Below are 12293 nucleotides of genomic sequence, written 5' to 3'. Positions count from 1 at the left end.
GCTTCCTTTGTACTCACCCTCTCGGGCTTTCCTCCGGGCGCTTCCCTTCGTTGTTTCCAACCTTACCAGATCCGTTTTCCGTTCCGTTTCCGGTCTGGATTTCGTTTCCGGTGCCCGTTGGAGTGGGCTGTTCCGACTTTATCAGAATTCTCTGAGCCGGATTTCCCTCCGCCTCCGGGTCGCTGCCTCACGCTCAAGCGTGGGGTCGTTCCCGCTGCGGTGGAGCCGTAAACCTACTGGACGGCCGCGCCCGGATGCAAATCGGCGCCGGGGCGGCCGCCCAGTCGGCTGATGTGGCGTCAGACCTCGACGACCACGGGGAGGATCATCGGACGGCGGCGGTAGCTGTCGGACACCCACTTGCCCACCGACCGGCGGACCAGCTGCTGGAGCTGGTGCGGCTCGGCGACGCCATCGGCTGCGGCCCTGGCAATGGCCTCCTCGATCTTCGGCATCACGGCCGAGAACGACGCATCGTCGATGCCGGAGCCCCGCGCCTGGATCTGCGGGCCGCTGACGACCTTGCCCGTCGTGCTGTCGACGACCACGAAGACCGAGATGATGCCCTCGTCGCCGAGGATGCGGCGATCCTTGAGCGACGCCTCGGTGACGTCGCCGACCGAGAGGCCGTCAACGTAGACGTACCCGGCCTGCACCTTGCCGACGATCTTCGCCTGGCCGTCGACCAGGTCGACCACCACGCCGTCCTCTGCGATGACGATGTGGTTCTTGGGAATGCCCGTCAGGGCGCCCAGTTCGGCGTTGGCCCGCAGGTGGCGCCACTCGCCGTGCACCGGCATCAGGTTCTTCGGCTTGCAGATGTTGTAGAAGTACAGCAGCTCGCCTGCCGAGGCGTGGCCCGAGACGTGCACGCGGGCGTTGCCCTTGTGCACGACGTTGGCGCCCCAGCGGGTCAGGCCGTTGATCACGCGGTAGACCGCGTTCTCGTTGCCCGGGATGAGCGACGAGGCCAGGATGACGGTGTCGCCCTGGACGATGCGGATCTGGTGATCGCGGTTGGCCATGCGCGACAGCGCGGCCATCGGCTCGCCCTGGGAACCCGTGCAGACGAGCACGACCTCGTCGTCCGGCAGGTCGTCCAGCGTCTTGACGTCGACGACCAGTCCGGCCGGGACACGCAGATAGCCCAGGTCACGGGCGATGCCCATGTTGCGGACCATCGAGCGGCCGACGAAGGCCACCCGGCGCCCATACTCGTGCGCGGCGTCCAGGATCTGCTGGATGCGGTGCACGTGGCTGGCGAAGCTGGCCACGATGATGCGCTTCTGGGCACCCGCGAAGACCGTGCGCAGCACATTGGAGATGTCGCGCTCGGGCGGGACGAAGCCGGGGACCTCGGCGTTCGTGGAGTCCACGAGGAGGAGGTCGATGCCCTCCTCGCCGAGCTTCGCGAAGGCCGGGAGGTCGGTGAGGCGACGGTCCAGCGGCAGCTGATCCATCTTGAAGTCGCCGGTGTGCACGGCCATGCCGGCCGGAGTGCGGATGGCGACGGCCAGGGCGTCCGGGATGGAGTGGTTGACCGCCACGAACTCGCAGTCGAAGGGGCCGATGCGCTCGCGGTGGCCCTCGACGACCTCGAGCGTGTACGGGCGGATGCGGTGCTCCTGCAGCTTGGCCTCGATCAGGGCGAGGGTCAGCTTGGAGCCGATCAGCGGGATGTCCGGCTTCTCGCGGAGCAGGAAGGGGACACCGCCGATGTGGTCCTCGTGACCGTGCGTGAGCACGATGCCCTCGATGTCGTCGAGGCGGTCACGGATGGACGTGAAGTCGGGCAGGATCAGATCGACTCCGGGCTGCTCCTCCTCGGGGAAGAGCACTCCGCAGTCGACGATCAACAGACGGCCGCCGTATTCGAAGACCGTCATGTTGCGGCCGATCTCGCCCAGGCCGCCGAGCGGCGTGATGCGCAGGCCGCCCTCGGGCAGCTTCGGCGGCGGACCGAGTTCAGGGTGCGGGTGGCTCAAAAGACTCTCCTCACCGCGTGCGCCATCTGCCCCGTCGGGAACACATGGCGCGCGCGACATTTGTGCACTTGCAGTTGTTTTGTCGGTCTTGAGTTGTTGTCGATCTTCAGTTGTCCGGTATGCAGTTGTGAAGTCGAGTGCGCGGGGCGCGTGCTACAGCTGTACCCCGCCGGCGGTGAGATCGCGCTTGAGCTGCTCGGCCTGCTGTTCGGTGAGCTCGACCAGCGGCAGCCGCAGCGGGCCCGCGGGCAGGCCCTGGAGGGCGAGCCCGGCCTTGGTGGTGATCACGCCCTGGGTGCGGAAGACGCCGGTGAAGACCGGGAGGAGCCGCTGGTGGATCTCGGTGGCCTTGGTGACGTCGCCGGAGCGGTAGGCCTCCAGGAGCGCGCGCAGCTCCGAGGCGACGAAGTGGCCGACGACGGAGACGAAGCCGACCGCGCCGACGGACAGCAGCGGCAGGTTCAGCATGTCGTCGCCGGAGTACCAGGCGAGGCCGGAGCGGGCGATGGCCCAGCTCGCGCTGGAGAGGTCGCCCTTGGCGTCCTTGTTGGCGACGATGCGGGGGTGCTCGGCCAGCCGGACCAGCGTCTCGGTCTCGATCTCCACGCCGCTGCGGCCGGGGATGTCGTAGACCATCACGGGCAGGTCGGTCGCGTCCGCGATCGCCGTGAAGTGGCGGCGCAGGCCCTCCTGCGGGGGCTTGTTGTAGTACGGGGTGACGGCCAGGATGCCGTGGGCGCCCGCCTGCTCGGCGGCGCGGGCCAGCTCGATGCTGTGCCGGGTGTCGTTGGTGCCGGCTCCGGCAACGACGTGGGCGCGGTCGCCGACCGCCTCGACCACGGCGCGTACCAGCTGGGCTTTCTCCGCATCGCTGGTGGTGGGCGACTCACCGGTGGTGCCGTTGACGACGAGGCCGTCGTTGCCTGAGTCCACCAGGTGGACGGCGAGCCGCTGGGCGCCTTCGAGGTCGAGGGCGCCCTCGGTCGTGAAGGGCGTGACCATGGCGGTCAGGACCCGCCCGAAGGGTGTCTGCGGTGTGGAGGTCGGAGCCATGGGGGCCACGCTACTCGTTGCTCACCGTGAGGTGCTCCCTCGGGGAGTGCGTAAAGGGATCCCGGCACTGCCTGCTCGGGGGTTCAAGCAGTGCCGGGTCCGTTTTTTCAGCCTAGATGAAGGTGTCGAAACGCCGCAATCCGGACACCTTCCTCGCTGGTCCGTGCGACGGTCCGTCGCACAGCGCGTTACGGCGCGACGCGGCCGTTCTTGTTGAACGCGGCGTAGGTGAGCGGCATCAGCTTGGCCCACTCCGCCTCCATCTTCTCGCCGACCATCTCGATCTCCCGCTGCGGGAAGGACGGCACGGCCGCCAGCTCGTGCTGGGTGCGCAGGCCCAGGAAGTGCATCAGCGAGCGGGCGTTGCAGGTGGCGTACATGGACGAGAACAGGCCGACGGGAAGCACCGAGCGGGCCACCTCACGGGCGACGCCCGCGGCCAGCATCTCCTGGTAGGCCTCGTAGGCCTCACGGTAGGTGCTCTCCATGACGCGGCCGGTCAGCTCGTGCTGCGCCTCGGTGCCCTCGACGAAGACGTACTTGCCGGGCCGGCCCTCCTGGACCAGCTTGCGGGACTCCCCCGGCACGTAGAAGACGGGCTCCAGCTCGCGGTAGCGGCCGGACTCCTCGTTGTACGACCAGCCCACGCGGTGGCGCATGAACTCGCGGAAGACGAAGATCGGTGCGCTGATGAAGAAGGTCATCGAGTTGTGCTCGAAGGGGCTGCCGTGGCGGTCGCGCATCAGGTAGTTGATGAGCCCCTTGGACCGCTCGGGGTCCTTGGTGATCTCTTCCAGGGACTGCTCGCCGGCCGTGGAGACGCGGGCCGCCCACAACACGTCGGAGTCGGCCGCGCTGTGCTTGACCAGCTCGACGGTCACGTCGCTGCGGAACGTCGGCTTCGCGGCCTTGGCGTCCTCGGTGGAGGTTTCGGTCACCGGCGGGGTCCTTCCATGTGCGTTGCTGGGCAGGCGTCCAGCCTACGGGCCGCCACTGACACCCGGCCGCCATCGCCCCGCGCTCCCCCGCCGCACCCCATGCCATGACTCGGCCCGGCACGCCAGTTGATATTTTTCACAGAAGTTCAGAGAAACCGGGCACCTCCTGAGGGATTCGTGCGTCTTTCTGTGTGACAGCCCGCTTCGAGGTTCCTAGGAGAGCCCTTCATGTTCCGCCGGCGAGAGCCCGTACCGTTCGCCTTCGTCGCCGAGGCCGAGCGCTACCGCAGCAACGTCACGCCGCCGCCCCGAGATCGCGCCAGCCGTTCCGAGATAGCCGGCCGGGTGCTCGTGGGGTTGACGGTCACGGCGGGGTTGGTCGGCGCGCTGCTGTTCGGGATGCCGTCCTTGCAGTCCGGTCCGCAGGATCCGCACCACACCCAGCAGTCGGAAGCCAAAGACGGTCACTGATCAAGGGTTCGCAGGCAGCAGGTAGCCTCACCCGGCACAGCCATTCGAGTGTGCTTCTGAGTGAGGAACCGTCGTGCCCCTGCCCTTCCTGACAGCCGACCGCGACGGCGACAACCTCGCGACCGCCGCGCCCCTGCCCACCGAGGACCTGTACGAGAGCCGTGAACGTCGACGGCGCCCGTACCGGCCGGGTCCTTGGCGGGTGGGTGGCGCGGCGTTGCTGCTTCTGCCGGCCGCCGCGGCCCTGCTCTCCGCCGTGATCGCGGTCGCCGCCGGATCGCTTCCGGTGGCCGGGATATGCATCGCCGCGGCCGCTGTGCTGATAGCCCTCGCGGCCCGGCTGGTGCGCAGCGGTATCTGGGTGAGCGAGGCGGGCCTGCAGCAGGTCCGGCTGCTGTCGGCCACGACCGTGGCCTGGGCCGACGTCGTGGACGTACGCGTGGTGGAGCAGCCGGTGCGGCGTCTGGGGCTGCGGAGGGTGCCGGGCCGGGCGCTGGTGGTGCACCGGGCTGCGGGCGAGCCGCTGCCCGCCCTGGTCACCGACCAGGGCGCCGACTTCCTGGGCCGCCCGCGGGCCTTCGGCACGGCGGTGGACGCCGTCGCCGACTGGGTCGAGGAGTTCAAGGGTCCCCGGCCGTAGGGCCGCCCCGCTAGCGCGGTGAGGGGCCCCCGTGCAGGGCGATGGCCCGCTGCATGGCCTTGCGGGCCCGGGGGGTGTCGCGGGCGTCGTGGTAGGCGACCGCCAGGCGGAACCAGGAACGCCAGTCGTCGGGGGCCTGCTCCGTCTCGGCCCGGCGGCGTTCGAAGACGGCGTCCGCCGAGTCCCGGTCGATCCGGCCGCTCGCCGTACGGACGAGCTCGTCGACCGGCAGGCCGCCCTCGGCCTCCAGCTCCTGCGCCAGGCGGCCCGCGGCACGGGCGAACTTGGTGGTCTGGTAGAGGAACCAGGCGCCGATGAACGGGAGGACCAGCACCGCCGCCCCGAAGGCGACGGTGATCACGGTGCCCTGTTCGATGAGCATGACGCCACGGCTGCCGACCAGGACGAAGTAGACGACCAGGACGGCGGCCAGGGCAAAGTAGACGATCTTCGCGCGCATGTCGCTCAGCCCAGATCCAGGAAGTGTTCCAGGCCGAACGTCAGCCCCGGGGTGTCCACCACGCGGCGCGCGCCGAGCAGGATGCCCGGCATGAAGCAGCTGTGGTGCAGCGAGTCGTGCCGGATGGTGAGCGTCTCGCCGGTGTCGCCGAACAGCACTTCCTGGTGGGCGAGCAGGCCGCGCAGCCGCACGGCGTGCACGGGCACCCCGTCGACGTCCGCGCCGCGCGCGCCCTCCAGGGCCGTGGTGGTGGCATCGGGCTGCGGGGCGCAGCCGGCCTCGCGGCGCGCGGCGGCGATGAGCTGCGCGGTGCGGGTGGCGGTGCCGGACGGGGCGTCCGCCTTGCCCGGGTGGTGCAGCTCGACGACCTCGACGGACTCGAAGAACCGTGCCGCCCGCTGGGCGAAGGCCATGGTCAGGACCGCGCCGATGGAGAAGTTCGGGGCGATGAGCACGCCGACCTGCGGCGCGGCGGCCAGCCAGGTGTCGAGCCGGGCGAGGCGGTCCTCGGTCCAGCCGGTGGTGCCGACGACGCCGTGGATGCCGTTGGCAATGCAGAACTCGAGGTTGTCCATCACCGAGTCCGGGTGGGTCAGCTCGACCACGACCTGGGCGCCCGCCTCGGTGAGGGCGTCCAGCTTGTCGCCCCGGCCGAGCGCGGCCACCAGCTCCATGTCCTCGGCGGCCTCCACGGCTCGTACGGCCTCGGAGCCGATCCGGCCCTTGGCGCCGACGACCGCCACGCGCAGCTTGCTCATCGTTCCTGCTTCCCCTTGATCAAGAAACGGCTTCGTGCAGGCGGGCGGCCTGCTTGTCCTTCAGCGGACCGATGACGGAGAGCGAAGGACGCTGCCCCAGTACATCGCGGGCCACTTCGCGGATCTCGTCCGGGGTGACCGCCGCTATGCGGGCCAGCATGTCGTCGACGGACATCTGGTCGCCCCAGCACAGCTCGCTCTTGCCGATGCGGTTCATCAGCGCGCCGGTGTCCTCCAGGCCCAGGACGGTGGAGCCGGAGAGCTGGCCGATGGCGCGGCCGATCTCCTCGTCCGACAGTCCCTCGGCCGCGACGCGGTCCAGCTCGTCGCGGCAGATGCGCAGCACGTCGTGCACCTGGCTGGGACGGCAGCCGGCGTAGACGCCGAAGAGGCCGCAGTCGGCGAAGCCCGAGGTGTAGGAGTAGACGGAGTAGGCGAGGCCGCGCTTCTCCCGCACCTCCTGGAAGAGCCGGGAGCTCATGCCGCCGCCGAGGGCGGTGTTGAGCACGCCGAGCGCCCAGCGGCGCTCGTCGGTGCGGGCCAGGCCCGGCATGCCGAGGACGACGTGCGCCTGCTCGGTCTTGCGGCCCAGCAGCTCGACGCGGCCCGCGGCGCGGATCGCCTTGGTGCCCGAGCGCGGGGCGATGGGCTGCGCGTCGGCGGCGCCGAGGGCGCCGGCCTTCTCGAAGGCGGCGCGGACCTGGCGGACGACCTTGGCGTGGTCGACGTTGCCCGCGGCGGCCACGACCAGGTGGGTCGGGTCGTAGTGCTTCTTGTAGAAGCGGGCGATCTGGTCGCGGGTGAGGGCGTTGATGGTGTCGACGGTGCCCAGGACCGGGCGGCCGAGGGGGGTGTCGCCCAGCATGGTGTGCGCGAACAGGTCGTGCACACAGTCGCCGGGGTCGTCCTCGGTCATGGCGATCTCTTCGAGGATCACGCCACGCTCGGCGTCGACGTCGGCGGGGTCGATCAGCGAGCCGGTGAGCATGTCACAGACGACGTCGATGGCCAGCGGCAGATCGGTGTCGAGGACACGTGCGTAGTAGCAGGTGTACTCCTTCGCCGTGAAGGCGTTCATCTCGCCGCCGACCGCGTCGAGGGCGGCGGAGATGTCGAGCGCGCTGCGCTTGGCCGTGCCCTTGAAGAGCAGGTGCTCCAGGTAGTGCGTGGCGCCGTTGAGCGTGGGTGTCTCGTCGCGCGAGCCGACGCCGACCCAGATGCCGAAGGTCGCGGAGCGGACGGACGGCAGGGTCTCGGTGACGATGCGCAGGCCGCCCGGGAGGGTGGTGCGGCGGACCGTGCCGATGCCGTTCTCGCCCTTGAGGAGCGTTTGGGTACGGGCGACGGCCCGCCCCTCCGAGGAGGGGCGGGCCGTCTTCCGTGTACTACGGGACGTCACTTGGCGGACTCGTCCTTAGCAGCCTCGTCGCCGTCCTCGCCCTCGATCACGGGGATCAGGGAGAGCTTGCCGCGCTGGTCGATCTCGGCGATCTCGACCTGGACCTTGGCGCCCACGCCGAGCACGTCCTCGACGTTCTCCACGCGCTTGCCGCCGGCCAGCTTGCGGATCTGCGAGATGTGCAGCAGGCCGTCCTTGCCCGGCATGAGGGAGACGAAGGCACCGAAGGTGGTGGTCTTGACGACCGTACCCAGGTAGCGCTCGCCGACCTCCGGCATGGTCGGGTTGGCGATGCCGTTGATCGTGGCGCGGGCGGCCTCGGCGGCCGGGCCGTCGGCGGCACCGATGTAGATGGTGCCGTCGTCCTCGATCGTGATCTCGGCGCCGGTGTCCTCCTGGATCTGGTTGATCATCTTGCCCTTGGGGCCGATGACCTCACCGATCTTGTCCACGGGGATCTTGACGGTGATGATCCGCGGGGCGTTCGGGGACATCTCGTCCGGCGTGTCGATGGCCTCCAGCATCACATCGAGGATGTGCAGACGGGCGTCGCGGGCCTGCTTGAGGGCCGCGGCCAGCACGGAGGCCGGGATGCCGTCCAGCTTGGTGTCGAGCTGGAGCGCGGTGACGAACTCCTTCGTACCGGCGACCTTGAAGTCCATGTCGCCGAACGCGTCCTCCGCACCGAGGATGTCGGTGAGGGCGACGTAGTGCGTCTTGCCGTCGATCTCCTCGGAGATCAGGCCCATGGCGATACCGGCGACGGGGGCCTTCAGGGGCACACCGGCGTTCAGCAGCGACATGGTGGAGGCGCAGACCGAGCCCATGGAGGTCGAGCCGTTGGAGCCGAGCGCCTCGGAGACCTGGCGGATGGCGTACGGGAACTCCTCGCGCGTCGGCAGCACGGGCACGATGGCCCGCTCGGCCAGGGCGCCGTGGCCGATCTCGCGGCGCTTCGGCGAACCGACGCGGCCGGTCTCGCCGACGGAGTACGGCGGGAAGTTGTAGTTGTGCATGTAGCGCTTGCGGGTCACCGGGGAGAGGGTGTCCAGCTGCTGCTCCATGCGGAGCATGTTGAGGGTGGTGACGCCCAGGATCTGGGTCTCGCCACGCTCGAACAGCGCCGAGCCGTGCACGCGCGGGATGGCCTCGACCTCGGCGGCGAGCGTACGGATGTCCGTCACGCCACGGCCGTCGATGCGCTTGCGCTCCTTGATGACGCGCTCACGGACCAGGGACTTCGTCAGCGAGCGGTACGCGGCGGAGATCTCCTTCTCGCGGCCCTCGAACTGCGGGAGCAGCTTCTCGGCGGCGATCTCCTTGACGCGGTCGATCTCGGTCTCGCGCTCCTGCTTGCCGGCGATGGTGAGCGCCTGCGCGAGCTCGTCACGGACGGCCTTGGTCAGGGCGGCCAGGACGTCGTCCTGGTAGTCCAGGAAGACCGGGAACTCGCCCTCGGGCTTGGCGGCCTTGGCGGCGAGCTCGGACTGGGCGCGGCACAGCACCTTGATGAAGGGCTTCGCGGCCTCGAGACCGGCGGCGACGACCTCCTCGGTGGGGGCGTCGGCGCCGTCCTTGACCAGCTGGATGGTCTTCTCGGTGGCCTCGGCCTCGACCATCATGATCGCGACGTCGCCGTCCTCCAGGACGCGGCCGGCCACGACCATGTCGAAGACGGCGTCCTCGAGCTCGGTGTGCGTCGGGAACGCGACCCACTGGCCCTTGATCAGAGCGACGCGGGTGGCGCCGATCGGACCGGAGAAGGGCAGGCCCGCGAGCTGCGTGGAGCAGGAGGCGGCGTTGATGGCGACCACGTCGTAGAGGTGGTCGGGGTTGAGCGCCATGACCGTCTCGACGATCTGGATCTCGTTGCGCAGGCCCTTCTTGAAGGAGGGGCGCAGCGGGCGGTCGATCAGGCGGCAGGTGAGGACAGCGTCCTCGGAGGGCCGGCCCTCGCGGCGGAAGAAGGAGCCGGGGATCTTGCCGGCCGCGTACATCCGCTCCTCGACGTCCACCGTCAGGGGGAAGAAGTCGAGCTGGTCCTTGGGCTTCTTGGAAGCGGTGGTCGCCGACATCACCATGGTGTCGTCGTCCAGGTACGCCACGGCGGAACCGGCGGCCTGCTTGGCCAGGCGGCCCGTCTCGAAGCGGATGGTGCGGGTGCCGAAGGTGCCGTTGTCGATGACGGCTTCGGCGTAGTGGGTCTCGTTCTCCACCAGGAATATCTCCTCGTCTGCGTCTCCGCCCGTGTGGCGGGGACGGTGGTGGAGGGCGCGGCTGGGCTCCGTGCGGGCCGGTCTTCGATCGAAGCACCCGGAATTCCCTGTTCCGGGGGCCACTACCGAGGACCGGCGGAGAGCCGGGCGTCCCTCCTCGTCAGGTGTGTCGTGCGGTATGCCGTTGTGGGACCAGACTACAAAGCTTCTGCGTCCCACGAGATGTGTGAAGGGAGCGGCATACACGAAGGGAGCGGCCCCCAGAGGTGGGAACCGCTCCCTTCACGGCGTCTTACTTGGCGCCGGCAGCACCGCGGCGGATGCCGAGGCGCTCGACCAGGGCGCGGAAGCGCGTGATGTCCTTCTTGGCCAGGTACTGCAGCAGGCGGCGACGCTGGCCGACCAGCAGCAGCAGGCCACGACGCGAGTGGTGGTCGTGCTTGTGCTGCTTGAGGTGCTCGGTCAGGTCGGAGATGCGGCGGGTGAGCATCGCAACCTGGACCTCGGGGGAGCCGGTGTCGCCCTCCTTGGTGGCGAACTCGGCCATGATCTGCTTCTTCGTAGCGGCGTCGAGCGACACGCGGTACTCCTTCTGGATGTCTTTTGGCCACCGAGTGCCCCTGGTCTCTGTCTCAGAGGAGCTTCCGTAACTCGGGAGGCGGGGTCCGCTGGGCGCTGTCCCCAGACGCCCTGGCGGGCACTCCGGAGGCGCGTACACAAACGGCCACTGGACACAGTACCAGCCTCGGGGCCCGCCCCCGCCTGCGGTCCTCACCCGCTGGTCATGCTCCGTGCCGCGGAGTAGACGTCGAGGACGGCCAGGCAGAGCGGGACCAGGCAGAGCAGGAAGGCGCTCTCGGCCATGTCGGAGACGCGGCCCCAGAAGGGCGACAGGCCCTTCTTCGGGACGATCAGGGCGACGGCGAGGATGACGGCCGCGCCGATGGTGACGGCGGCGGCCAGCCAGATGGTGCGGACGTCGAGCGGGCCGTGGTCGTGCTCGCTGAGCAGGGCGCGTAGGGCGTCGCCGGGCGGGTTGAGGGACAGGCCGAGGACGAGCAGGGCGAGGGTGACCAGGCCCGCGCCGACGAGTGAGGCGACCTGGGCGGTGTGGCTGAAGAGGCGGGCGCGCAGCAGGGTGGCAACGCCGCAGGTGGCGGCGAGGAGCTCGGCCCAGGCGTTGCCGGAGAAGCCGAGGACCGCCGCGGAGCCGGTCACGACGGCCGCGCAGCCGCCGACGAGCCCGAGCAGCAGCTCGTGGCCGCGCCGGGCCTTGGCCGCTATGCGGTCCGCGTCCACCAGGTCCGCGGCCGCGGCGTCCGGCTCCGCGGCGCCGGCCGCGGAGCGGGGGGTCGCATAGCCGATGGGGAGCCGGGCGACGCGGGCGGAGAGGCCCGGCAGGAAGGCGACGGCGCCGATGGCGGTGACCGCGCAGACGGCGGCGGCACGGGCCGGGCTCGCCTCGGTGAGGACCGCCCCGAAGGTGGCCAGGGTGCCGACGGCCGCGGCGGTGACGACGGCCACGAAAGGTGCGTCGCCGGAGGGCACGGCAGCCACGAGGGCGACGGAGACGACCAGGACCGCGACGCACCCGAGCAGGAACTGCAGCCGCCCGGCGCCCTCACCGGGACCCGGGGCCAGGACGCCGGAGCCTGCGATCATGAGGTGGGGCAGGGCGGCCAGGCCCAGCGCGACGGCGGAGGGGCTGTCGTCGTAGACCCGTGCGCGTACGCCTGCGTAGGCGGCCAGCAGCAGGCCGACGGCGGCGGCGACGATGCCGGGCAGGCCGTGCATGTCGTGCCGCACCGGGTCGGCGAACCACAGGACGAAGCCCAGCAGAGCCAGCAGCAGCGACCCACCGGCGAGCCCGCAGGCGCGCAGCAGGCGCTCGTCCCACAGGGTGCGGTCGCGGGTGACGGCGGAGGCGATGGCGTCGGAGACGTCGTCGTAGACGGCGGGGGGGAGGGATTCGGCGAAGGGGCGGAGCCGCAGCACCGAGCCGTCCAGGACGCGCTGGGCGGCCAGTGAGCGGCCGGAGTCCAGCGCGGTGCCGTCGCGGGCAACGAGGTGATAGCCGGGCGGGGCGCCTTCGGGGGTGGCCTGGCCGGTCAGCCGGAGGATTTCCGGGAAGAGGTCGGCGAGGGCGACGTCATCCGGAAGAGCGACGTCGATCCGGCTGTCCGGGGCGACGACCGTCACCCGGCAATAACCGGTGGTAGCAGCCGAACTCACCTGATGTTCCCCCTCGTTCCCTGTCGTGGCCCGTGGTCGCACGGACCGGACGGGCCGCCACCCTACCGGCAGCCAACGCTGTGTCATGCACCTAGTCGGACACGTAGGATCATCGCCGATCCTCAGCCGTCCAGCCTGTAC

General features: G+C 70.2%; 11 protein-coding genes. 2 read left to right on the top strand and 9 right to left on the bottom strand.

Annotation, left to right across the window (positions count from 1 at the left end; all coding sequences use genetic code 11):
• Positions 1 to 299: 299 nt before the first annotated feature.
• The 3 genes from FHS39_RS25035 to thyX form a co-directional block, all read right to left on the bottom strand.
• A complete protein-coding gene (locus tag FHS39_RS25035) occupies positions 300 to 1985 on the bottom strand; it encodes a ribonuclease J (protein ID WP_045934174.1) in 1686 nt (561 codons plus the stop codon).
• 153 nt (positions 1986 to 2138) lie between these two features.
• Complete coding sequence (gene dapA / locus FHS39_RS25030; RefSeq protein WP_184351767.1) at positions 2139 to 3038, bottom strand: 4-hydroxy-tetrahydrodipicolinate synthase; 900 nt, start codon at positions 3036 to 3038, stop codon at positions 2139 to 2141.
• A gap of 188 nt (positions 3039 to 3226) precedes the next feature.
• Positions 3227 to 3976 carry an FAD-dependent thymidylate synthase gene (thyX, locus tag FHS39_RS25025; protein ID WP_184351766.1) on the bottom strand — a complete coding sequence of 250 codons (750 nt, stop codon included), beginning with the start codon at positions 3974 to 3976 and terminating at the stop codon, positions 3227 to 3229.
• Between the two features lie 228 nt (positions 3977 to 4204).
• On the opposite strand from thyX, the gene FHS39_RS25020 reads away from it, so the two are divergent.
• Together FHS39_RS25020 and FHS39_RS25015 are read left to right on the top strand one after the other, a co-directional pair.
• Positions 4205 to 4447: a hypothetical protein gene (locus tag FHS39_RS25020; RefSeq protein ID WP_184351765.1), complete on the top strand. Its 243-nt coding sequence runs from the start codon at positions 4205 to 4207 to the stop codon at positions 4445 to 4447.
• Positions 4448 to 4520: 73 nt separating this feature from the next.
• Positions 4521 to 5087, top strand: coding sequence for a hypothetical protein (locus FHS39_RS25015; RefSeq protein ID WP_184351764.1), 567 nt, complete (start codon positions 4521 to 4523; stop codon positions 5085 to 5087).
• A gap of 10 nt (positions 5088 to 5097) precedes the next feature.
• Here the strand turns inward: FHS39_RS25015 and FHS39_RS25010 are convergent, their stop codons facing one another.
• The 6 genes from FHS39_RS25010 to eccD form a co-directional block, all read right to left on the bottom strand.
• On the bottom strand, positions 5098 to 5547 hold the full coding sequence (locus FHS39_RS25010) for a tetratricopeptide repeat protein (protein WP_045934179.1): 450 nt from the start codon (positions 5545 to 5547) through the stop codon (positions 5098 to 5100).
• A 5-nt stretch (positions 5548 to 5552) separates the two neighbouring features.
• A complete protein-coding gene (gene dapB / locus FHS39_RS25005; protein WP_184351763.1) occupies positions 5553 to 6305 on the bottom strand; it encodes a 4-hydroxy-tetrahydrodipicolinate reductase in 753 nt (250 codons plus the stop codon).
• Between the two features lie 19 nt (positions 6306 to 6324).
• Positions 6325 to 7704 carry an insulinase family protein gene (locus FHS39_RS25000; RefSeq protein ID WP_184351762.1) on the bottom strand — a complete coding sequence of 460 codons (1380 nt, stop codon included), beginning with the start codon at positions 7702 to 7704 and terminating at the stop codon, positions 6325 to 6327.
• The gene (locus FHS39_RS24995; protein WP_184351761.1) at positions 7701 to 9920 is read right to left on the bottom strand and encodes a polyribonucleotide nucleotidyltransferase; all 2220 of its coding nucleotides are present in this window, start codon (positions 9918 to 9920) and stop codon (positions 7701 to 7703) included. Before FHS39_RS24995 ends, FHS39_RS25000 begins: the two co-directional genes overlap by 4 nt.
• Before the next feature lie 292 nt (positions 9921 to 10212).
• Positions 10213 to 10500, bottom strand: a complete 288-nt coding sequence (rpsO, locus tag FHS39_RS24990; protein WP_045934183.1) for a 30S ribosomal protein S15 — start codon at positions 10498 to 10500, stop codon at positions 10213 to 10215.
• Positions 10501 to 10691: 191 nt separating this feature from the next.
• A complete protein-coding gene (gene eccD / locus FHS39_RS24985) occupies positions 10692 to 12152 on the bottom strand; it encodes a type VII secretion integral membrane protein EccD (RefSeq protein ID WP_343069736.1) in 1461 nt (486 codons plus the stop codon).
• Positions 12153 to 12293 lie beyond the last annotated feature (141 nt).

The sequence above is a fragment of the Streptomyces olivoverticillatus genome (assembly GCF_014203555.1).
Taxonomy (GTDB): Bacteria; Actinomycetota; Actinomycetes; order Streptomycetales; family Streptomycetaceae; genus Streptomyces; species Streptomyces olivoverticillatus.
Note: the sequence above shows the minus strand (reverse complement) of the source record. Positions and strands in the feature narration are given on the sequence as shown.

What these genes read in the sequence shown, in the direction of transcription:
- FHS39_RS25010 (WP_045934179.1), bottom strand. Translation starts at nt 5,547, where the DNA reads ATGCGCGCGAAGATCGTCTACTTTGCCCTGGCCGCCGTCCTGGTCGTC.
- FHS39_RS25020 (WP_184351765.1), top strand. Translation starts at nt 4,205, where the DNA reads ATGTTCCGCCGGCGAGAGCCCGTACCGTTCGCCTTCGTCGCCGAGGCC.
- dapA (WP_184351767.1), bottom strand. Translation starts at nt 3,038, where the DNA reads ATGGCTCCGACCTCCACACCGCAGACACCCTTCGGGCGGGTCCTGACC.
- dapB (WP_184351763.1), bottom strand. Translation starts at nt 6,305, where the DNA reads ATGAGCAAGCTGCGCGTGGCGGTCGTCGGCGCCAAGGGCCGGATCGGC.